Raw genomic sequence first — 21,070 nt, forward strand, 5'->3', positions numbered from 1 at the left:
ATTAAACAAAGGGTATCATGAGGATGCTTCCATTTCAAGCGAAAGTTTAATATAATTAAACTATGCAAACGGACGGGAGTGAGGCATCATGACTACATTAGGCGAACGGATCCGGACTCTGCGGAAAGAACGGAAGCTGACATTGGAAGCTTGCGCAGGGGAGCAGATGACGAAAGGGATGCTCAGTCTGATTGAGAATAACAAAGCGAATCCTTCCATGGATAGTTTGAATTATTTGGCAGGACGGCTCGAAGTGGAAGTATCGGAACTTCTGGAAGAACTGAGCGGCAGTGAACTGCGTGAATTGCTCGACCAGACGGAACAACTGTACAAGTCGGAGGATTCGGCTGCTTATGATGAAGCGGTGAATCTGATCGAGCCACTCGTACCTAAGCTGAAAAGGGGCTATGAAGCAGCGAGATTGCTCGAAATTTATGGCCGCTTGCAATTTCACTTGAAGCGGCCGGACTGGCAGCCAGCCGTGGAAATGGCATCGGAACTATACGGAGAGCTCAATATTCTGCCGCGCCGTGCAGCTGTTGGGATTTTCAGGGCACTTGTTTTGTTTACGGAGCATCATTATGAAAAAGCGCTCGCTTGTCTGATGGAGGAAAAAGGTGAGGTGACCAGCGGGAGCGGCTATATCGATCCGCTGACCCATCTGGATTTTTACACGTATGAGGTGCTCATGCGCTTTGCGGTAAATGATACGGAAACTGCCACAACGCTATTGAAGGAAGCGATTGCGTATTCGAAAGAACATCGTATTTTCTATCAGATCGGACAGCTATATCGTGTGGCTGCATATAAAGCGGTCATTGACGGCGATGAAGTGGCGCTGGATTATTACGAGCGGAAGATTCTGCAGTATGGTGAATTTGCGGAGGACGAACACGCTATCTGGTATACGAAACTGATGCGGATCCACCAGCTGAATTCCATGCGGGGGGACAGCGAAGGGGCACTTCGAAAACTTGATGAGCTGCCGGAGCCGATACCGGAGGTTGATTTCTTCCGGAATTTCTTTCTGTTGGAACGCGGGAAAGCACTGTATGGAACGGGAAAATACAGGGAAGCCTTGCGTCTGCTGGAGAAGGTAGTGATTGCGGAAGAGATCCATCATCCATTTGACCTGTCCATCTATTATGAAAAGGATGCCTATGCGGCACTTTGCGCAGAACAGATCGGGGATTTGGCGTACGCAAGAGACCTTGCGAGAATTGCGAAAAAGAATATGGCGCAGTTACCGGATTCTCCCTATGCACACTTTGTAGAAGAAACCGCTGGCCGGCTGGGCGTCTGAACAAAAAAAGCAGGGAGCGCACGGTATGCGGCGCTCCCTGCTTTTTGTCGTTCGTTTATTTGAATACGTGCATGCGTTCTTCGACAGGCATGAACTCCTTGTCGGATGCAGGTGCTGCAACTTTACCGAAAGGCATCTGGCTCATCAGCTTCCATGATGACGGCAGGTTCCACTCGGCTTTCACGGCATCGTCGATGAGTGGGTTGTAGTGCTGGAGGCTTGCGCCGTAGCCTTCATCCGACAGCGCTGTCCAGATGACATATTGCAGCATGCCGGATGATTGCTGCGACCATGTCGGGAAGTTGTCTTTATATTCTTCGAACTGCTCCTGCAGCGTTTCGACGGTTTGCATATCTTCGAAGAAGAGGATGGTGCCATAACCGCCTGCAAACATTTTCATACGCTGTGCAGTCGACCCGAAGTTTTCGGCAGGAACGATTTTCTTCAATGTGTCACTTGTGATCTCCCACAAGCGGTCGCTCTGTTCGCCGAGCAGAAGGACGACACGGGCGGTCTGTGAGTTGAAAGCGGATGGGGTATGCTTGACGGCATGCTGGATGAGCGCTTCGAGCTGCTCGTCGGATAGGATCGGCTCACTGCTGATTCCATAAATGGAACGCCGGTTTTCAACAGACTTTAAAAAAGAGTTGGACACGATGGATTCCTCCTTGGTTGAATAAGCAAAACGCAGTTTCGTTTGCTTCCCTTTTAGTATAGTCATCGACTGTCCATTGTGGAAGTACGCACTTTAAAGTGCTATAGTATCTAAAAAGAAACTATTGGGGGATGGATAGGATGGAAAGCGAGAAAGTCGAAGTCTCACAATGCAAAGTGGAAGAGGCACTCGGTATCGTTGTCGGCAAGTGGAAGCCCGTGATCATCCTTCATCTGATGCACGAAGGGACGAAGCGCTTCAGCGAGCTGAAACGCAGCATGCCGGGCATCACGCAGAAGATGCTGACGAAGCAGCTGAGAGAACTGGAAGATGAAGATATTATTGAGCGGACCGTCTATCCGCAAGTGCCGCCGAAAGTGGAATATTCCATGACTGAGTATGGGCTGACGCTCGGTCCGATCCTCGAGGCGATGCATGAATGGGGCACCCGGCATGTCCTGCACAAGCAGACGTTCAGGACAATCGAAGACCAGGCAGAATGAGATTAGGTGATGCAGAAACCGTTCAGACTGGGCTGGACGGTTTCTGATCGTTTTACCAATGGCGAGCAAATTAATTTACTAATTGAAAAATCGTGGTATGCTGTAAAACATTAAAAAGCTTTTCATCTAAAAAGTTGCACAAGGGAAAGATAGTGAGGTGGCGTTTCATGGGAAAGGGCAAAGGCGGCTGGTTCCGGGAAAGTTCCGGAATTAGCCTGGAGGAGGCCAATAGTACAATCGATGTCCGGAACAAAAAAGGGTTCTGGCGCAAACTGGCGGCGTTTGCCGGTCCTGGTTCACTCGTAGCTGTCGGGTATGTGGATCCGGGCAACTGGGCGACTTCCATAGCGGGCGGGGCGCGTTTCGGTTATTTGCTGCTAAGTGTCATTCTGATCTCCAGTTTAATAGCTGTGCTGCTGCAGTCGCTTTCTGCCAAGCTCGGCATCGTTACGGGGAAGGACCTGGCACAGGCCACGAGCGCGTCCGTTGGAAAGAAGACATCGGTCTTCCTCTGGCTCATTACAGAGCTTGCGATCATCGCGACCGATCTGGCTGAAGTGATCGGGTCTGCCATCGCACTGAATCTGCTGTTCGGCATCCCGCTGCTGGCAGGTATCGCTATCACCACTCTGGATGTCCTGCTGCTGCTCTATTTGCAGAGCAAGGGATTCCGTATCATCGAAGCGATCGTCATTGTGCTGATGGTCACGATTTTCACGGTGTTCGTATTTGAAGTGATTTCATCCAATCCGGACGTGTCCGACTTGTTTGCAGGATTTGTCCCTCATGCGGAAATTGTTACAGATCCAAGTATGCTGTTCATCGCCCTGGGAATTCTGGGAGCGACCGTCATGCCGCACAACCTGTATCTCCATTCATCCATCGTCCAGACGCGGAACTACGAAAGGACCCAGGAAGGGAAGAAGGAAGCCATCAAGTTCTCGCTGATCGACTCGGGATTTTCACTGACGGTTGCGTTCCTTATCAACTCCGCCATCCTGATTTTAGGAGCGGCTGCGTTTTACGGTACGGACCTCGAGGTGACAGAAATCGAAGCGGCCTATGAACTGCTGAGTCCGACGCTCGGTGTGGGGATAGCGAGTACGCTGTTTGCGGTTGCGCTCCTTGCCTCCGGCCAGAACTCGACGATCACTGGTACGATCAGCGGCCAGATCGTCATGGAGGGATTCATCAACCTCCGGATCTCTCCTTGGCTGCGCAGACTGATCACCCGCCTGCTCGCGGTCATTCCGGCATTCATCGTCACGTGGATTGCAGGGTCGAAAGGAACCGGGGAACTGCTGTTGTGGAGTCAGGTGATCCTGAGCCTCGCGCTGCCGTTTGCAGTCGTGCCACTCGTGAAGTTCACGAGTGACAGGGAGAAAATGGGGGAGTTCGTGAACTCCTTGCCGGTCAAGCTGCTGGCATGGATCAGCACGGTCGTCATCATCGTCTTGAATGTGTTCCTGATCGGCTATATCGTCATCACAGGCCATGATCTTGGCTGACTGGAAAACGCCTCTGCCCGCAGAGGCGTTTTTTGGCGGATGAGGTGGCAGACGTCCTGAGTTTTTAGTATGATAGCTTGTAGTTGTGAAATGGGGAGACAGCCGTTTCACTTGAATCTTGGAAGAGAGAACAGGTGTGCATAATGAGTTTATTGACAGTATCGAACTTAAGCCACGGGTTTGGTGACCGTGCGATTTTTGAAGATGTTTCGTTCCGGCTGCTGGCCGGCGAGCATATCGGACTGATCGGGGCGAATGGCGAGGGCAAATCGACGTTCATGAATATCATCACCCGGAAACTGGAGCCGGATGCCGGAACGGTTTCCTGGGCGAAGCGTGTGCGGGTCGGGTATTTGGATCAGCACGCGGCACTGAAACAGGGGATGACGATACGTGATGCCTTACGGACGGCGTTCCAGTACTTGTACGACATGGAAAGTGAGATGAATGAACTGTTCGAGAAGATGGCGGATGTGGAGCCGGATGAGCTGGAGAAGATTCTGGAAGAGACCGGTCAGATCCAGGACGATCTCGAACAGCATGATTTCTATATTCTCGATGCGAAAGTGGAAGAGGTCGCGAACGGGCTCGGGTTGGACGAGTTCGGCCTTGACCGGGATGTGAATGACTTGAGCGGCGGGCAGCGGACGAAGGTGCTGCTCGGCAAACTGCTGCTTGAGAAACCCGATATCCTATTGCTGGATGAGCCGACGAACTACTTGGATGTCGAGCACATCGAGTGGCTGCGCAATTACCTGCAGAATTATCCGAGCGCATTCATCCTCATTTCGCATGATATCCCGTTCCTGAACAGTGTCGTGAACCTGATCTACCATATGGAGAATCAGGAAATCACTCGCTATGCGGGCGATTATGATGAATTCCTGCGTGTCCATGAGATGAAGAAACAGCAGGCGGAAGCCGCATATAAGAAGCAGCAGAAGGAGATTGCAGGACTCAAGGATTTCGTCGCGCGCAACAAGGCGAATGCCGCAACGAGCGGCATGGCGAAGTCCCGCCAGAAAAAGCTCGACCGCATGGAAGTCATTGAATTGGATGCCGAGAAGCCGAAGCCGCATTTCGATTTCAAGGCGGCCCGGACCCCGAGCAAGTACTTGTTCGAGACGAAACAGCTCGTGATCGGCTATGATGAGCCGCTGTCGAGCCCGTTGGATCTCGTAATGGAACGCGGGCAGAAGATCGCGCTGTCCGGCGCGAACGGTATCGGGAAAACAACTCTGTTGAAAAGTGTGCTGGGGGAAATCCCAGCACTGTCCGGGTCTGTGGAACGCGGTGAGCACCTGCATATCGGCTATTTCGAGCAAGAACTGAAATCGGACAGCGACAAGACGTGCCTGGAAGAGATCTGGAGCGAGTTTCCGAGCTTCACGCAGTATGAAGTGCGTGCAGCACTTGCCCGGGTCGGCCTGACGACCAAGCATATCGAGAGCAAAGTGAAAGTGCTGAGCGGCGGGGAGCGGGCGAAAGTCCGTCTGTGCAAACTCGTGAATGAGGAGACGAACCTGCTTGTGCTGGATGAACCGACGAACCATTTGGATGTCGATGCCAAAGCGGAACTGAAGCGCGCGCTGCAGGATTATAAAGGCAGCGTGCTGCTAATTTCGCACGAGCCGGATTTCTATGATGGCGTTGTGAACCATGTATGGAACGGGGAGACGTGGACGACCAAGATGTTTTAAGAGAGGGAGGAGCTGCCGCGGCAGCTCCTTTTTGGATTGGGTCGGGCGCCGGACTAGTGCAGCGGCCTATCGGACAGTTGAGGGCAGGTATCGGACACTTGGCGGGAAGTATCGGACATTTCGCCGAAGATATCGGACAGTTGGCGCGGCATATCGGACACTTCGCCGAATGTATCGGCATCCGGACACAATTCAAGGGCCGGCCTGGTGCTCGCGCCGCTCGTTTTCTGTGGAGCGACCATGGGCGCGGCGGCTGGCTGGTACACGAAACACTCCCTGGCGCGAGAAAAGGGGCAAGTCAGGTCTTTGCCCCAGGCGATCGGACAAATGAGGGGGAGTATCGGACACTTGGCGGGAAGTATCGGACATTCCGCCGAAGATATCGGACAGTTGGCGCGGCCTATCGGACACTTCGCCGAATGTATCGGCATCCGGACACAATTCAAGGGCCGGCCTGCCGACGATGCTCCGTATTCACCCGTCCGTCACCCTGCAGCCCACTCCGCTGCTTTTTAAACAGTCAAGGTGCAAAACCCGGCACAATCGGGTACAGAAGGACAAGGGGTGAGCGTATGGAAAAGGGACAGACCATTGTCGGGATCGAGGAAGGGCTGCATGGGCAGCAGGAAGAGACGGCGCTGTTCGGGATGGGGTGCTACTGGGGGCCGGATTCCCGTTTCGGCAGCCTGCCGGGTGTGCTGCGGACCCGGGTCGGCTTTGCCGGCGGAACGACAGAACAGCCCGTCTACCGGAACATGGGCGACCACACGGAGACGGTCGAAATCGTCTTCCGGCCGTCAGTCATTTCCTATGAGGACCTGCTGCATGTCTTCTGGGAGAACCATTACCCGAACCGGGACGAGTACAAAGGGCGTCAGTACATTTCACTGATACGCTATTTCAGCGAAGAACAGAAGGAGACGATCGGACGGGTGAAACAGGAGATGGAGGACCGGCTCGGCGAACCGATCGAAACGGACATCGCTCCGTTCGCTTCGTTCACGCCCGCCGAGGAGCCGCATCAGAAATACTATCTGAAACGGTATCCGAAAGCGCTGGAACAGCTGTCAGCCCTGTACCCGGAGGAATCACTGCTGACCCCGTCTGCCTACGCAGCGCGGCTCAATGGGCTGGTGAAAAGTTTCGGGTCAAAAGAGGAACTGACCATCGAAATCAGGACGTGGCCGATCCCGGCAGCAGATCAAACGAAACTGATCGACCAGCTCCACAGTATGAAATGGTGATAGGAAGTGACAGACCGGAGCAGGTTTCCCGGATGGGAGGCCTGCTCTTTTCCATGCAGAGCCCGCTCCATTCCCAACGACTTCCTGAAAATATGATTAAAACGTGCATCTGTGGAAATACTTACAAGCAGATTCAGCCGGAGCACAGGCTGAACACAGATTTTAATCATTGAAGGAGGAACGTATTTGAAAACCATTTTTCAGCTAGTTACTTTCGCGGCGGCGATGTCCTTGTTTGCAGCCACTGCATCCGCTGAGCCGCTGGACTTTCGGGGAGGACCGAAAACAGGGGAACAGACCGAACAGCTGGCCCACCTCTTCAAGACAGCGGCTGGCACCGGACAGCAAGTGGGACAGACAGCTGCAGAGATTGAAAAACCTGCTCTTACGTATACAGTGAAAGCCGGGGATACGCTGTTTGCGATTGCGGCTGCTCACAAGGTTCCGCTGGATTCACTTGTTGCCTGGAACGCATTGACCAGTGATCTGATTCACCCAGGTGATACGCTGAATGTTGCACGGAGTGCACCCGGCTCGGCAACGAATGAGGCCAGGATGACAACCGCCGCTGTAAAGGCAGCAACTATCGAGCCGAAGCAGACCATTGCGATTTCAGGGAAGACAGAGACTGCACAGCCGGCTGCCGCCCCGCCGTCTGATGCAGCAAGCGTCCCGGTTTCCGCCCCATCAGGGAGAGAACTTACAGTGACCGCGACAGCCTACACGGCATATTGCGCCGGATGCTCAGGAACGACGAGGACGGGCATTGACCTGAGGGCGAATCCAGGTCTTAAAGTAATCGCTGTCGATCCGTCCGTCATTCCGCTCGGCTCGAAAGTGTGGGTGGAAGGGTACGGCGAAGCGATTGCCGGAGATACGGGCGGGGCCATCAAAGGACAAAAGATTGATGTGTTCATTCCGTCGCAGTCGTCAGCTGTGGCCTGGGGTGTTAAAAAAGTGCGGGTGAAAGTACTGAACTGACCAGCCGGAGACAACCTCTCCGGCTTTTTCCTGCAGAAAAATTGAAACTGCTGTAGAATGGGAGTCGGGATGACATACATATTGCAGAAGAATAGGGGCAAACTATAATGATTGATTGGAACAAAAAGGTCTATGACTATCTGATGGATAGGATAACTGAGATTACAGACGACTGGCTCGCGCTCCGCGATCAGGAGAAAGACTCGATCTACTCTCTTGATGCAGGCGAGGCAGCTGAAAAAATGCTGCGCGAACAGAATAATATGACGAACCGGACGATTGCCAGCAGTCTGCTCGGGCCGTCCGGCAATTTTGATGAACTCAAACGGGAATGGGCGCAGCTCCTGGCTGCGAGCCGTGTCGCTTCGAATACCCCGATCCACCAAGTTGTGGAGGCTATCAGCCGAGTCCGCAAAGTATTTTGGCGCAAAATTGAGCGTTTCGTTGGCGAAGAAGACACAGACATTCCCAATTCGGCAGTGCTCCAGTGGGGCGAAACGATCCATCTTGCCTTCGATGAACTGCTTACAGCATTCACCGAACAATACTATAAATTGATGACGACTCGGCTCACTGCCCAGCAGAGCCTGATCCATGAGCTCAGTTCGCCGATCATCCAGGTGAATGAGACGGTCGGGATCCTGCCGCTCGTCGGGGATATCGATACGGACCGTGCAAAGATGATTTTGGAAACCGTCCCGGAAAAGTGCGCGGAATTGAATATATTGCATCTTTTCATTGATTTGTCGGGGGTATCGATCATCGACACGATGGTAGCGAACCAAATCTATGAAGTGATCCAAGTGCTCAGTCTTCTCGGCGTGAAAGCGACGATCACCGGAATCCGTCCTGAGATTGCCCAGACATCCATTCAGCTGGGACTGGATTTCACTTCGATTTCTACTTACAGTTCCCTGCGGCAGGCGCTGAAAGACCGGTTCGTATTCCAGAAAATAAACTGAGTAACTTTATAATGACGGGGACGGCGGAATCACGGAAGTTGCTTCCCGACAGCCTCATCAGATAGACTTGGCGGAAGATGACGGAAACGGAAAAAGGCGTTTCGGCAAGGAGGAACAAAATTGACAGAACGTAAAATTGTATTTTTCGATTTGGACGGTACGCTGATGAGTGAGGACAAAACAATACTGCCTTCCACGAAGGAAGCTCTTCATGCATTGAGGAAAAAAGGGATCATCACGGTCATCTGCACCGGACGCTCCCCGTTCATGTTCAGACAGCTGACAAAGGACCTCGAGTTCGACTCCTATGTGTCCATGAACGGCCAGCATGTGGTTTTCGAAGGCCAGGAGATCTTCTCGAACCCGATGGATGCAGAAATGCTGGCGGAAGTGACCGGGCTTGCGAAAGAACAAGGGCACGGCATTACGTATTCGAACCATGATCAGTTCGCGGCCAACGTGGCGGATCACGCATTCATCCAAGGAAGTCTCGGCGGACTGAAGATCGGCTATCCGGAAGTGGACGAGGAAGTGTTCCGCAAATCGCCGGTCCATCAGATCCAAGTGTACTGTTCAGAAGAGGATATGGACCTGTATAAGGAACGCTACCCGGACTATTCGTTCATCCGCTGGAGCAATAACGCGGTCGACATGCTGCCGGCAGGAGCCTCGAAAGCGGTCGGCATCCTGAAAGTGATGGAGCACACCGGAATCCGTACAGAGAACAGCTATGCGTTCGGGGATGGTCCGAACGACTTTGAAATGCTCGAGTATGTCGGCACTGGCATCGCGATGGGAAATGCCCTTCCGGAGTTGAAGGAACAGGCGGACCTGATCACGGATACGTGTTCGAACGATGGGATCGCCAAAGGGCTCATTGCTGCCGGATTGCTGAAAAAGGATGAAATTCTTGCTGCGTTCCAATAACGCGGTATAACACGGGGCGGCTGGTGAGTCCGGTGAGGGAGGGGGGAGTCACTGTGAGTGGAAAAAGTACGGAAGCCAATATTACAGGATTTCTTTCAACTTTTCTCAGAACGCACTTCGGAAAAGGACCGACATCGATACGCGTGACGATTCAAAAACCCTACGTCGTCATGCATCTGAAAGGATTCATGGCGCCCATGGAAGCGATCCTCTGCAGACAGGGGGAAGAGAAGCGTATTCTCGAAACGCGGGATCTGCTCATGCAGGAAATCGGTCCGCTTCTGATGGAAGGTCTGGGGGAGCAGCTCGGAGACACAGTCACCGACTTGTTTGCGGATTGGAACTTGGACGAACGCACCGGTATCATCATTGGGCTGACAGGAGCGGCGCCGGAAGAAAACGGCTTCAGCTGGCCTGACGAGGTGGATAAAGAAGAATTACATAAGCGCGTCGCACAGGCAAATGCCAAATCGCAGAAGGTCCCTGGCTTTTTAGACAGTTTCTGGCTGAATGACCGAACAGTGCTCATCAAGCGGGCTGATATTCTAGTGGAAATCGAGAAAGAGCTTGTCCGGCAGGGCTACGATGAAGTGCTGCGGCTCGTCAAGCGGCCGCTGGAGCGGAAACTGTTCAAAGAGGCGGGACTTGAACCGATCTTGAGGCGGGATATCGAGGAAGTTTACATGGATTGGGAATTCGATCTGGATGTCGGCTATATCGTTTTCATTTTGGGGCCGGCCCGTACGGAAACGTGAGTAATAGTGCACTGGGCGAACAGAGTAAATTATCTGCGAGTCCTCTTTTTTATCCAATATAGATAGGGTAGACTTATCACAATGATAGGTACCATTCGTGCATAAAGGCACACTATAGCGCAGGCTGAGTATTCCAGACAATAGAGCTGGCAATAACGCCAAAAAGAATGATTCAGTTCATTCTTTTTGGCGTTTTTATTTTTATTATGTATGAGAGGCTGGGATCGGTATGTATTTCATCGACCATTTGAACAAAAAAATCCATAACGGCGCAAAAGCCGGGGACGCGTGCGGATTCATCGGTACGCCTTCGGACGCACGGGAATTCACGGATTCCGAGGAAAAGATCGAGTACTTGAAGAAGACGGAACGCTATATCTCTTGTTCCCATTGCACCCATGACGGGCTGAACGTCTTTCCGTATAATTTGCCGCCCGCAGATGGTGAAGCATGAACCGGGATGCCAGACCAGTCCGCCGGCTGTCCGCTGTGGCTGGGAAGCATAGCAGTCCCCGGGGCATCTGGTATCCCGGATATTTTTGAAGTTCTGGCATAACTGAAAAACAAAAAAACGCACTGCCCGCGAAGGGAAGTGCGTTTTTGATATGGCCGCCTTTGCCGTATTGCAATACATAGAAAGTTTTAAACCACCACTCCTCAAAGTGGGTGTTCGCAGGACTCTTCCTGTCCGTCCGGCCAGCGAAGTGGCCGGCTTGCCATTTCCAGTCCTATATAAAACTCCCTTTTACAGCTTAAAGGTTAAAACTTTATGGGAATACGTACAATGCAGCTTATGGACTTATCTTACGCCTGACTGCGGAAAAATGCAATGGTATTGTTTGGCTGTTTCCCGTTAGAATCGGTCAGCCGGCAAAATAGGGTGTCCGGACGCTTTACCGTCTGCTCAATGAGGCATCCGGACCTGGAATACCGCCAGTCGGCAGCTATTCTTTTTATGTTAAATAAAAGTTCACGTAATCGACAAGGATAATGCAGAAAATTGGTTGTCTTTTCCTCAGGGAACTCCCTATAATGAAAGTATCTTAGTTAAGGAGCTGGAGTATTTGAAGTTCGGGAAATCGACTGCTTCAAAAGTTTATATCATCCTGTCCCTGTTAGTCATTGGCGCGGCCTCGGTGTTTTTCTGGCTGACCAGTGATGCCCATCGTGCAAACCCGGTGTCCTATGCCTCACTCGAGCAGAAGCTGGCGGCTGCGACCGACAAAGCTTCACTGAAAGAGACCTCATCAGGCAAACTCTATCTGCAGACAGAAAGCGGCCTGTATGTGACAAACGTCCGTCCTGCAAGCGAACTGGCGGAGCAGCTTGTCAAAACATATAATGTTTCCTACACCTATTCGGGCAGCAATGCCTCAGGGTACATCGTCGGGGGGCTTCTGCTGGCGGCCCTGCTGACGTTTTTCGTCCTCCAGCGGAAAGGGAAGCTCGGGGTCGGCGCCTCATCCATGAAGCACAGCGCTTCGAAGGAAACGCCGCTCCCCGATATCACGCTGAATGATATCGGCGGCCTGTCACAGGAGATGAAAGACGAAATCCATCAGACTCTGGAAATCATCAAAGACCCTGCACGCTCTGCGGCACTCGGCGTGAAAGCGCCGAAAGGCATTCTGCTCGAAGGGCCTCCGGGGACCGGTAAAACGCTCCTCGCCCAGGCGATTGCACACGAAATCGGTGCGTCGTTCTACTCGTCAAGCGGTGCGGCGTTCACGGAATTGTTCGTCGGTGTCGGTGCGTCGCGTATCCGGACACTGTTCCAGAATGCCCGAAAGCAGAGCAACGCGGTGATCTTTATCGATGAAGTCGACGCACTTGCCGGCAAACGGAAGGCGCACGGCGGGGAAGAAGGGGAAAAGACGCTGACGGAACTGCTCGTCCAGCTGGATGGCGGTTCGGATAACGAAGGCGTCCTGTTCGTTGCGGCGACCAACCGGAAAGACATGCTCGACGAAGCATTCCTCCGTCCCGGCCGGATCGATTACACATTCCAGGTGCCGCTGCCCGACACTGTCGGCCGGCGTGAGATCATGGATATCCATACGAAAGGCAAGGCGCTCGCGCCGAACGTCGCAGCCTCCCTCGACATGCTTGCGGAAAGCACATCCGGTTTCTCTGGTGCCCAGATCAGTGCCCTGTTTACGACAGCGAGCAAACGGGCGATCCGGGAAGGCCGGACGGAAATCGATAAAAGTGATATGGATTTCGCCATCGACCGTACGATTCTTGGGAATACGTCCCGCACGCTGAACGATCCGCTGACGAAACGCCGTGTGGCGATCCACGAATCGGGCCACGCCCTTATTTCGGCCCTCACAAAGCCGCACTCCGTCCGCAAGGCGACTATCATTCCGCGGGGGCAGGCGCTCGGCTATGTAGCTCCCATCCAAAAGGAGCTCCACTTGCAGACGGCCAGCGAACTGCTCGACCAGGTGAGTATGATCCTCGGCGGCGGTATCGCGGAACGTCTCTATCTCGGAGAGCACAGCATCGGAGTGAGCGGAGACGTCGAGCAGGCGAAAGACATCATCGGCAAGATGGTGGATACCGGCCTGCTGCAGGATGGCTTCACCCTGACATTCAGCAATACGGATAAAGAGAAGAGAATGCAGGAGATCTTCGATACGGCTGTCAAACGTACCGAAGAGCTCATCACGGGGCATGCCGTGCAATTCGAGAACCTGGTGACGGAATTGTATAAGAAAGAGACGCTGGACGGTGAGGAAGTGCACGCCCTCGTCTGCGGTGAAAAGAAAGAAGCGGTACTCGTCTGAATAAGAACTATACAAAAAGCTGCCCGGAAATCCGACTGGATTCCCGGACAGCTTTTTTTCAGCGTCTGCGTCCTGCAGGCCTGTTCTGCTCTTTTTTGTCATTCATAAATTTCATGACGACCGGCAGGATGATCGGTCCCCATTTGATCGCGCTTTTCACGACTTTGGTCAGTTTCATAGCAATCTCTCCCCAACAACTTAGTAGTACTCCATTCCCGTAAGCGGAAGCAGGGTAAACCTGTCAGTTGCTGGAATGTATTTCTTTTCGGAGATCATCGTAGATATCGCGTTTCAGCTGGAGGAACTCTTCACTGAGCAGCAGCTCCTCGGATCGCGGCCGTGCGAACGGTACAGTCAGATCCCGTTTCACCACTGCGGGTTTGTTCGACAGCACGAGAATCCGGTCGGAAAGGAACAGGGCTTCGTCGATATCATGGGTGATGAACAGGATCGACTTCCGGTTCGCTTCCCAGATGGACAGCAGCCACTGCTGCATTTCAAGGCGTGTGAATTCATCGAGCGCCGAAAACGGTTCGTCGAGGCAGATGATCGGCTGCGGCGCATTCAGACTCCGGATGAACGACACACGCTGCTTCATGCCGCCCGATAATTCACCGGGGTACGCATGCTCATAGCCTGCAAGACCGGCGCTCTGTATCAGGCCGAGCGTCTTCTCCGTATCCTGTGCAGTGCCTGCGATTTCCGCACTGAGCTGCACATTCTGCAGTACGGTGCGCCACGGGAACAGCGCGGGGCTCTGGGGCATGTAGCTGATATGGCCTCTCGATCCGTTCACTACCGTTCCATCGAGGGATATCGTGCCGCTGTCGGGCGGATACAAGCCGCCGATCAGCTGGAAGATCGTACTTTTTCCGCTCCCCGACGGACCGAGGACTGAGACGAATTCACCATCACCGACAGTCAGCGAAATTGCATCAAGGACATGGTTCGTTCCGTACGACTTCGCTATGTTATGCAGTTCAAGCTGCGCCATCTGCAGTCCCTCCTTTGCCGCGTGTACGGAGCACGGCTTTTTCAACCATGGATATGAGCCCGAAATAGAGAAGGCTCAGCACCATGATCAGAACAATCGCGACAAATACCCGGTCCGTCTTGAACGATGAAGAGGCAAGGGTCATATAGACACCGATGCCCTTGCTTGCGCCGAGCCATTCCGAAATGACAGCGCCCATGACACTGTAGGTTGCAGCAATCTTCAGTCCCGAGAATAGGGAAGGAAGCGCATGCGGCCATTGCAGTTTCCAGAAAATCTGCCGGTCCGAGGCACCGATCATCTTCAGATAGTGAAGCATATCGCGGTCCGTCTGGCGGAACCCATCCAGTGCGGCGATCGTAACCGGAAAGAAACAGACGAGTGTAATGACGATCACTTTCGGCAGGATGCCGAAGCCGAACCAGATGACCAGAAGCGGTGCCAGGACGATCACCGGGATGTTCTGCGAGAGGATGAGCAGCGGGTAGAACGCCTGCTGCAGCGCCGGCGCACGGAACAGGACGACAGCTGTGCCGATGCCGACTGTAAGCCCCGCGAAATAGCCGGCGGCGGACAAGGTGATCGTCGATACGATGTGCGGTAAATAAAGTGCCGAACCAGTCACAGCTTCTGCCACAATCCCTGACGGTCTGGGGAGAAGCCAGGCGGGAACGCTGAACAGCCGGACAGCAGCTTCCCACAGAAAGAGCAAAAGGATGAGGACCGCAGCGGGCCGCCATCCTTTTTTCCATAACGTGCTCAATCGTACTTCTCCGTCAGCCTGCCCATGGACGCGCCTTCAGGGTTCATATAGATCTTCACTTGGGAAATGACACTCACGGCACCTAGCTCCGTCATCCTGGTGTTCATCTTCTCGATGATTCCGAGGAGTTCAGTGAGTTCACCTTCCATCGTCGTCTCGAGCGGCGCAACCCGGTAAGGGACTCCGGAGCTGTCGATCACTTCGATCGCGGCATCCACGTACGGGATGACATCCTCTCCGTTCGGTGTCTTCGGGATGATTTGAATGCTGACAAGTGCGTTAGCCATTTCGGGTTCCTCCTCAATTCGGTAAAAAGTCGTTTGTGAATGCGTCTTCGGGAATGAATTCCCCGTCAAGCAGCCCGTTTTCTTTCATCCAGTCCGCATAGTTTGTCCAGGTTTCAAGCTTTTGCTCGCCGAAACGCGGGGCGTCATCCTGATATTTCGGAGAGAGCCACTGCTGGCTTTTCTTCACGAGTTCCGGGTCCAGGTCAGGTACGGCATTCGCCAGAATTTCCGCAGCTTCCTCGGGATTTTCAATCGCGAACTCATAACCTTTCACTGTGGCGGCTGTGAATGCCCTGACGGTGTCCGGATCCTTGTTGATCAGCTTTTCGCCAGTCGTCAGGACCGGTGTGTAATAATCGAGCTTATCGGAATAATCCTTCAAGTACTGCATGTTGAGTTCCATGCCCCGCATCTCGGCTTCGACTCCTGTCCAGCCGTAATACACCCAGGCCAGATCCACATCCCGCCGGATTGCCGTGAAAAAGTCGGAAGACCCCATGTTGATGAAATTCACTTTGCTGACGTCGCCGCCATCCTGCTCCATGAGTGATTTGACGACAGCCTGTTCAACAGGTGCGCCCCAGCCGCCATAGTTTTTGCCTTCGAAGTCTTTCGGGGATTCAATTCCTTCTTCTTTCAGGGAAGCGAAGCCCGATGTGTTGTGCTGGATAAGCGCGGCGATCGAGACGATCGGGATATCCGCTGCGCGCGCCTCGGTCAGCGCTTCCTGTGCACCTATTCCGAATTCTGCTTTTCCTGATGCGACGAGCTGGTCAGCTCCCGCCTCGCCCGGCATGATGATTTCCACGTTCAGCCCTTCATCCTTGAAATAGCCTTTTTCCTGAGCAACATAGATTCCCGTGTGGTTCGTGTTCGGCGTCCAATCGAGCGCAAAGCGGACATTTTTCACGGAGTCCTTACTACTGCCTGTATCCTCGGCGTTTTCACCGCCGCCTCCGCTTCCGCATGCGCCGAGCAGAAGCATGGCGGGAAGCAGGATGCCTGTCAATCGTTTCAATCCGTTTCCCTCCTGTTGGTTCACACTGCAACAAGAAAACGCGCACTCCCATACAGCAGGAGTGCGCGTCACATAATCATTATGCAATGAATATGTTCCCTCCGCTGGCGTTACCCAGATCAGGTTCAAAGGGTCTGCAGAATCTGCATCTCAACCGGTTGTCCGGTACCCCTACATATTGTCAGTGATGAAATTAGTCTATCCAACTACTACTTTGCCATACTTTCGGTGAACCTGCAACTCGGTTCTTCGGGCGGTTTTTCCTTTTCCCATTGAATTCAGTCATGATATACTGAGGAGTAAGGAAATTACAACTGATTCTGCAAACAGAAAGCGAGTGGTCACAATGGGCCGTAAGTGGAACAACATCAAAGAAAAGAAGGCGTCAAAAGATGCGAATACCAGCCGGATTTACGCAAAATTCGGCCGTGAAATATATGTAGCAGCGAAACAGGGGGAACCGGATCCGGAATCGAACCAGGCGCTGAAGATCGTTCTGGAGCGTGCGAAGACGTACAGCGTTCCGAAAACGATCATCGAGCGGGCAATTGAGAAAGCAAAAGGCGGAGGCGACGAGAATTACGACGAACTCCGCTATGAAGGCTTCGGACCGAACGGCTCCATGGTCATTGTCGATGCACTGACAAACAACGTTAACCGGACAGCCTCCGAAGTGCGTGCAGCGTTCGGCAAAAACGGCGGCAACATGGGAGTCAGCGGCTCGGTCGCATATATGTTCGACCATACGGCGGTATTCGGTGTCGAAGGCAAAACAGCGGATGACGTACTGGAGCTGATGATGGAGCATGACGTCGACGTCAATGATATTTCGGAAGAGGACGGACAAGTGCTCGTCTACGCGGACCCATCCGCATTCCACGATGTGCAGGAAGCGTTCAAAGCAGAGGGCATCACTGAGTTCACCGTCGCAGAACTGATGATGATCGCGCAGAATGATGTCCAGCTGGATCCGGAAGCTGCCGAGCAGTTTGAAAAGATGATCGATGCCATCGAAGATCTGGAAGATGTGCAGCAGGTCTACCATAACGTCGATCTCGAAAACGAGTAATGACTGGCCGTTCCGGGGAACCGGAGCGGCTTTTTTCCGTCTGTATAAGGCCGCCTCCGTTTCTTGACTTGCAATAGGGGGTAGGCTAAACTTGTGACAGGTACGGACAGTGATTGAACACGCGCCCCTGTGCTGTTTTGCTGTCCCGGAATGGAGGAGCCTCATGGAAAAAACGGATTTTCTGCCCGTCATACTCGGGTCTGATGACAACGCATACGGCATGGCACGCGCTTTCCATGAACAGTATGGGATTGTCAGCATCGTGGCGACGAAAGGCGAACTGCTGTCAACGATGCACAGTAAGATCGTCGACAAACGGATCTTTGCGGACTTCGACGAGCCTGCTGTGTTCGTCAAGAGCCTGCTGCAGCTGAAAGATGACCTGCTGGAACGCACGGAAAAACTTCTATTGATAGCAAGTAACGAAAACTACGTCGAGCTTGCGGTCCGCAGCCGCAGCGAGCTGGAACCTTATTACATATTGCCGTTTGTGGATGAACAGATGATGGATGATATCATCTTCAAAGAGAACTTCTACGATATGGCTGAGAAATACAACCTGGATTACCCGGACACGGTCATGTTTGAAAAGGGCATGGATCCCCACGCACCTCTTCCATTCGACTTTCCGGTTGTCGTCAAGCCTTCGGACAGCATGCGTTATTTCATCGCGCAGTTCGAAGGGAAAAAAAAGGCGTACGTCCTCCATACGAAAGAGGAGTATGTCGATGCGATTGAGAAGATCTACGGCTCGTCTTACGATGGGAAACTGATTATCCAGGATTACATTCCCGGCGATGATACGGTCATGCGCGTGCTGAATGCGTATTGCGACCGCAACGGCAAAGTGCGGATGATGTGCCTTGGACATGTGATCTTGGAAGACTACACGCCGGTTTTGATCGGCAACTACGTCGGCATCGTCGGCGAGGAGAACCAGGCATTGTACGACCAGTACAAAACGTTCCTTGAAGCGATCGGGTTCACCGGCTATGCGAATATCGACTTGAAGTACGACCGCCGGGACGGCAAATATAAAATCTTCGAACTTAACATCCGTCAGGGACGCAGCAGTTTCTTCGTCACAGCGAACGGCTACAACATGGCGAAGTATTTGGTGGAAGACCGTGTCTATCATCGGGACAACCCCGTGGAATACGGCCGCAACGAAGTTCTCTGGCATGCGGTGCCGCTTAAACTGCTCGTCAAGTACACGATGGATGATCAGCTCAAAAGTCAGGTGAAACGGCTTATCCGCGAAGGGAAGACGGCGTCCACACTGTATTACGAGCAGGACAAGAACCTGATGCGCACGCTGAAACTCCGCAACTATTACCGCAGCTACTACAAGCGGTTCGATCAGTATTTTAAACACAAAGACTAACGGCAATTGTACAGCCGCATCTGTCCTCGGCAGGTGTACTGCAGCTAAGGAGTGTCAATTCAGTGCCAATTTTGGATAAAAACAATGCGGCCGATGTCGGACGCTACAATGCGTTCATCCGGTCCTCTCCTCATCGGGCTTTGACACAGGACCTGAACTGGTCGCACGTTAAAGACGATTGGGGCAATGAACAAGTATATCTGGAAGAAGAGGGTGAGATTGTCGCGGCAATGTCCCTGCTCATCAAGCGCGTACCGGGCGGTTATTCGCTGCTCTATGCACCGCGCGGACCTGTCTGTGATGTTTACGATGAAAAGAAAGTGGCCGCGCTCATCAAAGAAGCTGAGCCGCTGGCGAAAAAGCACAAAGCGTTCGCTTTGAAAATGGATCCCGAAGCGGCATACGATGACCGGCTTGACCGGATCTACCGGGATGCCGGCTACACCGTGCACAACTCGGAAGCTGGAAAGGATGATCTCATCCAGCCGCGCATGAACATGATCGTCCAGCTCGACGGGAAGGACGAGGAGACACTGATGGCGGGCTTCCGGAAAAAAACACGCAACCTGATCCGCAGTGCTGCGAAAAAAGGGGTCGAGACATCCTGGGCACGGACCGATGATTATCTCACTGCGTTCTACGACATTTACAAGACGATGGCGGAGCGGAACCATATCACGACACGGTCGTATGAATACTTCGTCAAGCTCCGCGATAACTTCGAAGGTCTCCGCGTCTATTTGATGACGCACGAAGGGGACAAGTTGGCCGGCGCTGTCACCATCAATTATAACGGTAAAATGTATTATCTTTATGCCGGCAGCACGAACGTCAAACGCAACATGAACCCGAATCATCTTATGAACTTCGAGATGATGAAGTGGGGACTCGATGAAGGAGCGGTTTCATACGATTTAGGCGGTATTTTCAGCACGGATTCGGAAAAGGACGGCCTCTACTCATTCAAGAAGAGTTTCTTCAATGATGAAGAGGAAAGTGTGACAACATATATCGGCGAAATCGATCACGTCTACAAGCCGTTCCTGTACAGCATGTTCGTGAAAGTCGTGCCGAAGGTGCAGCAGCTGAAGAAAAAACTGAAACGCAATTGAACAGGGGCTGCTCCGGCAGCTCTTTTTCAATTGCCGGCCCCTGCTGGCGGAACTTAACGGATATCCGTTCGTTCCTATAAGAAGAGCATTCATCAAATATGAAAAATCCGTACAGAAAGTTAGATGACATATGAAAACATTAGGAATCATCGGCGGTGTCGGTCCGCTGGCTACGATGTATTACGGCAATATGGTTGTCAGGCTGACCGATGCAAAGACCGATCAGGAACACATCAACATGATCATCCTGAATGACACCGCAATTCCCGATCGTACGGCGTTCATTCTGGACGATACGAAGGAGGACCCTGTGCCCCGGCTCGTGGAAGACGCGAAGAAGCTCGAGGCGCTCGGCGCTGATGTCATTGCAATTCCCTGCAATACGGCCCATACATTCTACAGAGATATCCAGCAGGCCATCGGCATTCCGCTTATCCATATGGTGAGGGAGACGGCGGATCGGGCGGCGGCGGAAGGGGCGGTGCGTGTCGGGATCCTGGCGACGACAGGTACGATCCGGGCCGGCGTCTACCAGGATGCCTGCAGACAGGCCGGACTGACACCTGTAGTGCCCGATGACAGCACCCAGCAGCTGGTGATGCGTGTCATCTATGATCAGGTGAAAGCGGGACAGCCTGCAGATGAAGCGGTCTGGAACGAAATCACCGCCGCTATGGAAGCACAGCAGTGCGACCGGATCATTCTCGGATGCACCGAGCTGTCGATCGTGAAGGAGGAACTGGCGCTCGGCAGCCGATTCATCGACGCACTCCGTGTTCTGTCCGAAACGACAGTCATCCGTTGTGGTGCACCTTTGAGAAATCGCTGAGACAAAAGGTTTTCTGCCTCTCCGGCTTCTTTATTTTTCTTTGTCGAAATGCCCTGCTGTAAGGTTTACGACCCCTTTGGAAAAGGAATAGATAGATGGGTCCGAGAACAAGGAGGAACAAGCAAGATGATGAAAATCGAAGAAACCAAAATGGATATGAAGCGCGAGGATGTCATACAGCGCCTGGTGGATCGCGGTGTCTTTAAAATCGACGGAAAGCAATTGTATGAACTTCCATTCTACTCACTCATGAAAGAATATTATAAGCAAGTGTAATGCTGACAGCC

Annotated in this window: 23 protein-coding genes and 1 riboswitch; of the genes, 16 read left to right on the forward strand and 7 right to left on the reverse strand. The window is 52.8% G+C overall.

The window, feature by feature from the left end:
• The first annotated feature begins 88 nt into the window (after positions 1-88).
• Complete coding sequence (locus QWT68_RS00920) at positions 89-1,303, forward strand: helix-turn-helix domain-containing protein (RefSeq protein WP_290149092.1); 1,215 nt, start codon at positions 89-91, stop codon at positions 1,301-1,303.
• Between the two features lie 55 nt (positions 1,304-1,358).
• On the opposite strand, the gene QWT68_RS00925 is transcribed toward QWT68_RS00920, so the two are convergent.
• On the reverse strand, positions 1,359-1,958 hold the full coding sequence (locus QWT68_RS00925; protein ID WP_431312212.1) for a nitroreductase family protein: 600 nt from the start codon (positions 1,956-1,958) through the stop codon (positions 1,359-1,361).
• 140 nt (positions 1,959-2,098) lie between these two features.
• Between QWT68_RS00925 and QWT68_RS00930 the strand changes: the two genes are divergently transcribed.
• The 3 genes from QWT68_RS00930 (at position 2,099) to QWT68_RS00940 (ending at position 5,669) form a co-directional block, all read left to right on the forward strand.
• Positions 2,099-2,461 carry a winged helix-turn-helix transcriptional regulator gene (locus tag QWT68_RS00930; RefSeq protein ID WP_040285865.1) on the forward strand — a complete coding sequence of 121 codons (363 nt, stop codon included), beginning with the start codon at positions 2,099-2,101 and terminating at the stop codon, positions 2,459-2,461.
• Between the two features lie 167 nt (positions 2,462-2,628).
• A complete protein-coding gene (locus QWT68_RS00935) occupies positions 2,629-3,969 on the forward strand; it encodes an Nramp family divalent metal transporter (protein WP_290149095.1) in 1,341 nt (446 codons plus the stop codon).
• Between the two features lie 143 nt (positions 3,970-4,112).
• Entirely contained in the window at positions 4,113-5,669 is a 1,557-nt protein-coding gene (locus QWT68_RS00940) for an ABC-F family ATP-binding cassette domain-containing protein (RefSeq protein WP_290149096.1), read from the forward strand.
• A gap of 53 nt (positions 5,670-5,722) precedes the next feature.
• Here the strand turns inward: QWT68_RS00940 and QWT68_RS00945 are convergent, their stop codons facing one another.
• Complete coding sequence (locus tag QWT68_RS00945) at positions 5,723-5,935, reverse strand: hypothetical protein (RefSeq protein ID WP_290149097.1); 213 nt, start codon at positions 5,933-5,935, stop codon at positions 5,723-5,725.
• A 306-nt stretch (positions 5,936-6,241) separates the two neighbouring features.
• Between QWT68_RS00945 and msrA the strand changes: the two genes are divergently transcribed.
• From msrA to QWT68_RS00985, 7 genes are all read left to right on the forward strand, one after another.
• Entirely contained in the window at positions 6,242-6,913 is a 672-nt protein-coding gene (gene msrA, locus QWT68_RS00950; RefSeq protein ID WP_290149099.1) for a peptide-methionine (S)-S-oxide reductase MsrA, read from the forward strand.
• 186 nt (positions 6,914-7,099) lie between these two features.
• Positions 7,100-7,894 carry a 3D domain-containing protein gene (locus tag QWT68_RS00955; protein ID WP_290149101.1) on the forward strand — a complete coding sequence of 265 codons (795 nt, stop codon included), beginning with the start codon at positions 7,100-7,102 and terminating at the stop codon, positions 7,892-7,894.
• A gap of 107 nt (positions 7,895-8,001) precedes the next feature.
• Positions 8,002-8,856 (forward strand): STAS domain-containing protein, encoded by an 855-nt coding sequence (locus QWT68_RS00960; protein ID WP_040285861.1) that lies wholly within the window; start codon positions 8,002-8,004, stop codon positions 8,854-8,856.
• Positions 8,857-8,976: 120 nt separating this feature from the next.
• Positions 8,977-9,783 (forward strand): Cof-type HAD-IIB family hydrolase, encoded by an 807-nt coding sequence (locus QWT68_RS00965; protein WP_040285860.1) that lies wholly within the window; start codon positions 8,977-8,979, stop codon positions 9,781-9,783.
• 53 nt (positions 9,784-9,836) lie between these two features.
• Positions 9,837-10,538 (forward strand): Na-translocating system protein MpsC family protein, encoded by a 702-nt coding sequence (locus QWT68_RS00970; protein ID WP_052461689.1) that lies wholly within the window; start codon positions 9,837-9,839, stop codon positions 10,536-10,538.
• Between the two features lie 229 nt (positions 10,539-10,767).
• Complete coding sequence (locus tag QWT68_RS00975; RefSeq protein WP_290149103.1) at positions 10,768-10,992, forward strand: hypothetical protein; 225 nt, start codon at positions 10,768-10,770, stop codon at positions 10,990-10,992.
• Between the two features lie 610 nt (positions 10,993-11,602).
• Complete coding sequence (locus QWT68_RS00985; RefSeq protein WP_290149105.1) at positions 11,603-13,327, forward strand: AAA family ATPase; 1,725 nt, start codon at positions 11,603-11,605, stop codon at positions 13,325-13,327.
• A gap of 58 nt (positions 13,328-13,385) precedes the next feature.
• On the opposite strand, the gene QWT68_RS15645 is transcribed toward QWT68_RS00985, so the two are convergent.
• From QWT68_RS15645 to QWT68_RS01010, 5 genes are all read right to left on the reverse strand, one after another.
• On the reverse strand, positions 13,386-13,505 hold the full coding sequence (locus QWT68_RS15645; RefSeq protein WP_244898673.1) for a hypothetical protein: 120 nt from the start codon (positions 13,503-13,505) through the stop codon (positions 13,386-13,388).
• Between the two features lie 63 nt (positions 13,506-13,568).
• Positions 13,569-14,321: an ABC transporter ATP-binding protein gene (locus tag QWT68_RS00995; protein ID WP_040285857.1), complete on the reverse strand. Its 753-nt coding sequence runs from the start codon at positions 14,319-14,321 to the stop codon at positions 13,569-13,571.
• The gene (locus QWT68_RS01000) at positions 14,308-15,084 is read right to left on the reverse strand and encodes an ABC transporter permease (RefSeq protein ID WP_040285856.1); all 777 of its coding nucleotides are present in this window, start codon (positions 15,082-15,084) and stop codon (positions 14,308-14,310) included. Before QWT68_RS01000 ends, QWT68_RS00995 begins: the two co-directional genes overlap by 14 nt.
• On the reverse strand, positions 15,081-15,371 hold the full coding sequence (locus QWT68_RS01005) for a thiamine-binding protein (protein WP_040285855.1): 291 nt from the start codon (positions 15,369-15,371) through the stop codon (positions 15,081-15,083). Before QWT68_RS01005 ends, QWT68_RS01000 begins: the two co-directional genes overlap by 4 nt.
• Positions 15,372-15,384: 13 nt before the next feature.
• Positions 15,385-16,389 (reverse strand): ABC transporter substrate-binding protein, encoded by a 1,005-nt coding sequence (locus QWT68_RS01010; protein ID WP_290149108.1) that lies wholly within the window; start codon positions 16,387-16,389, stop codon positions 15,385-15,387.
• A gap of 79 nt (positions 16,390-16,468) precedes the next feature.
• Positions 16,469-16,572, reverse strand: a riboswitch (TPP riboswitch).
• A 163-nt stretch (positions 16,573-16,735) separates the two neighbouring features.
• On the opposite strand from QWT68_RS01010, the gene QWT68_RS01015 reads away from it, so the two are divergent.
• The 5 genes from QWT68_RS01015 (at position 16,736) to QWT68_RS01035 (ending at position 21,059) form a co-directional block, all read left to right on the forward strand.
• The gene (locus QWT68_RS01015) at positions 16,736-17,458 is read left to right on the forward strand and encodes a YebC/PmpR family DNA-binding transcriptional regulator (RefSeq protein ID WP_040285854.1); all 723 of its coding nucleotides are present in this window, start codon (positions 16,736-16,738) and stop codon (positions 17,456-17,458) included.
• A gap of 163 nt (positions 17,459-17,621) precedes the next feature.
• Complete coding sequence (locus QWT68_RS01020) at positions 17,622-18,842, forward strand: carboxylate--amine ligase (RefSeq protein ID WP_040285853.1); 1,221 nt, start codon at positions 17,622-17,624, stop codon at positions 18,840-18,842.
• A gap of 62 nt (positions 18,843-18,904) precedes the next feature.
• On the forward strand, positions 18,905-19,954 hold the full coding sequence (locus QWT68_RS01025) for a lipid II:glycine glycyltransferase FemX (protein WP_290149113.1): 1,050 nt from the start codon (positions 18,905-18,907) through the stop codon (positions 19,952-19,954).
• A 130-nt stretch (positions 19,955-20,084) separates the two neighbouring features.
• Entirely contained in the window at positions 20,085-20,783 is a 699-nt protein-coding gene (cuyB, locus tag QWT68_RS01030; protein WP_040285852.1) for a cysteate racemase, read from the forward strand.
• Positions 20,784-20,909: 126 nt separating this feature from the next.
• Positions 20,910-21,059 (forward strand): Fur-regulated basic protein FbpA, encoded by a 150-nt coding sequence (locus tag QWT68_RS01035; RefSeq protein ID WP_290149115.1) that lies wholly within the window; start codon positions 20,910-20,912, stop codon positions 21,057-21,059.
• The last annotated feature ends 11 nt before the right edge of the window (positions 21,060-21,070 follow it).

The organism is Sporosarcina trichiuri, assembly GCF_030406775.1.
GTDB classification, from domain to species: Bacteria; Bacillota; Bacilli; order Bacillales_A; family Planococcaceae; genus Sporosarcina; species Sporosarcina trichiuri.